This is a genomic window from Mesorhizobium sp. M7A.F.Ca.ET.027.03.2.1, from assembly GCF_003999175.1.
Classification (GTDB): Bacteria; Pseudomonadota; Alphaproteobacteria; order Rhizobiales; family Rhizobiaceae; genus Mesorhizobium.
Genome location: NZ_RZOM01000941.1, coordinates 1 through 2,441, shown reverse-complemented (window position 1 = coordinate 2,441; position 2,441 = coordinate 1). Strand labels below are relative to the sequence as shown.

General features: G+C 60.3%; 2 protein-coding genes. Both read left to right on the top strand.

All coding sequences use genetic code 11. The features are described from left to right. Positions 1-71 precede the first annotated feature (71 nt). Positions 72-1,721, top strand: coding sequence for an ABC transporter substrate-binding protein (locus EN750_RS29340; protein ID WP_127398840.1), 1,650 nt, complete (start codon positions 72-74; stop codon positions 1,719-1,721). Between the two features lie 96 nt (positions 1,722-1,817). Continuing rightward, the gene (locus tag EN750_RS29335; RefSeq protein ID WP_127398839.1) at positions 1,818-2,297 is read left to right on the top strand and encodes a DUF3828 domain-containing protein; all 480 of its coding nucleotides are present in this window, start codon (positions 1,818-1,820) and stop codon (positions 2,295-2,297) included. Positions 2,298-2,441 lie beyond the last annotated feature (144 nt).

Below are 2,441 nucleotides of genomic sequence, written 5' to 3'. Positions count from 1 at the left end.
AGGAGAGGCTGCCGGACAGCGTCAGTTGACGCGAAGAACCAAGATCAAAGGGAACCAGACGGGAGGAAAAAATGGCATTCTTCAGAAGCAGTGGCGATCGCGTGCCGAGCGCTATCGAGGCAATGGCGGTCGAAGCACGCGCGGGTCGTGTCGACCGGCGCGAGTTCCTGGCGCTGGCAAGCGCCTTCGGCGCATCGACGGCGCTTGCCTACGCCATGATCGGCCTTGCCGTGCCGGATCGGGCCTTGGCCGAAGAGCCGAAGAAAGGCGGAACGCTGCGCGTCTCGATGTCGGTGAAGGGGCAGAAGGATCCGCGCACCTACGACTGGGTTGAGCTGGCGAACATTTCGCGCTGCTGGCTGGAGCCGCTTGTCCGCTATACCAGGCAGTTCACCTTCGAGCCGGTTCTGCTCGAAAGCTGGGATATCAATGACGACGCCACCGAATACGTGCTGCATGTGCGCAAGGGCATCACATGGAACAACGGCGATGCCTTCAACGCCGATGACGTCGCTCACAATCTGACGCGCTGGTGCGAGAAGAATGTCGCCGGCAATTCCATGGCCGCCCGTGTCGGCGCGCTGATCGACGCAAAGACCGGCAAGGCCAGGGATGGCGCGATCACCAAGGTCGACGACAACACGGTCAAGCTGAAGCTAAGCGAACCAGACATTTCACTGATCCCGAATTTCACCGACTATCCGGCGCTCGTCGTCCATCGCAGCTTCGATGCCGACGGTGCCGATCCGATCAAGAAGCCGATCGGCACCGGACCGTTCGAACTGGTTTCCTACGATGTCGGCCAGAAGGCGGTCGTCAAGCGTCGCGAAAATGGCAAATGGTGGGGTGGTGAAGCGCCGCTCGACAGCGTCGAGTTCATCGACTACGGCACCGATTTCAACGCCACCGTGAACGCGTTCGAATCCGGTGAGATCGACCTCAATTTCGAGTCGCCCGCCGACTTCATCGACATTCTCGACAAGATGGACCTGGTGAAATCGGAGGTGGCGACGGCGACGACGCTGGTTGCCCGCACCAACATCACCCACAAGCCTTATGACGACAAGCGGGTGCGCAACGCCTTGCAAATGGCCGTCGACAACAATGCGGTCCTCCAACTTGGTTATGCCGGGCGAGGCACCCCTGGCGAAAACCACCACGTTGCCCCGATCCATCCGGAATACTATCCGCTGCCCAAGAAGACACGCGACGCCGCCGGCGCCAAGAAGCTGATGGCGGAAGCCGGACAGGCTGACTTCGAGCATGAGCTGATCACCATCGAGGACGATTGGCAGAAGAATACCGGCGACGCCATTGCCGGCCAGCTGCGCGATGCCGGAATCAAGGTGAAGCGCACGGTGCTGCCGGGTTCGACCTTCTGGAACGACTGGACGAAATATCCCTATTCGATGACGATCTGGTACATGCGCCCGCTTGGCGTCCAGGTGCTGGCGCTCGGCTATCGCACCGGCGAGGCCTGGAATGAATCGGCATATTCCAACCCCGATTTCGACGCCAAGCTCAAGCAGGCGCTATCGCTCATCGACGTGGAGAAACGACGCGAGGTCATGAAGGATGTCGAGCAGATCCTGCAGGATTCGGGCGTCATTATTCAGCCGTTCTGGCAGAAGCTCTACAGCCATCAGAACAAGAAGGTGAAGAACTATGGTGTCCACCAGACATTCGAGATGGACCTTCAAAACGTCTGGCTGGACGGCTGAAACAAGGCGCGGCAGGACTTCATGAGCCGCAAAAAAGCCGATATGCAGGATGCGTGGTATTGATAGGCTCAAGCCATCAAAAGCCGGAGATTCTGCATGAGACTGACAGTGCTCGTTGCCGCCCTTTCGATAGCCCTGCCGGGCGCCGCCGTCGCCGGACCGGCGTCCGACGCGGTGAAGTTCTTCTATGTCCCGGCGGTCAAGTTCGAGGCCGACGAACAATATCGGGATCGGTTCACCGAACCGGTGACGAAACTGTTCGAGCTGAACGACCAGGCAACGAAGACGAACCCGGACCAGGTCGCCTGCATCGATTTCGATCCTGGTCTCGACGCCCAGGATTTCGATCAGAAAACCGTCTCGAAAACGCTGAAACTGTCTGAGAAGCTGGATGGCGATAACGCACAGGTCACGGCATCCTTCAGCCTGTTCTCCGAGGGCGATGATTCCAAACGTGAAATGCTCTGGTCGCTCAAGAAGATCGACGGCAAGTGGAAGATATCGGACATCGCTTCCAAGACCAGCGACTGGACGCTCAGCGGGCTGGAATGCATGGCCGGCCAGACGCCGGAGTGAAGCGATGGCCCATCGCCGGTTCCTGGCGCTGTCGGGTGTGTGCCTGCTGGCGGCTCTGAGCGGCGCCGCCGCGCAAGGCTTGTTGGGTGCGCCGCCGGCAAACGCCCCGGCCGGCACCCAGCCGGGCGACAGCGGGGCACCGCC

What these genes read in the sequence shown, in the direction of transcription:
- EN750_RS29335 (WP_127398839.1), top strand. Translation starts at nt 1,818, where the DNA reads ATGAGACTGACAGTGCTCGTTGCCGCCCTTTCGATAGCCCTGCCGGGC.
- EN750_RS29340 (WP_127398840.1), top strand. Translation starts at nt 72, where the DNA reads ATGGCATTCTTCAGAAGCAGTGGCGATCGCGTGCCGAGCGCTATCGAG.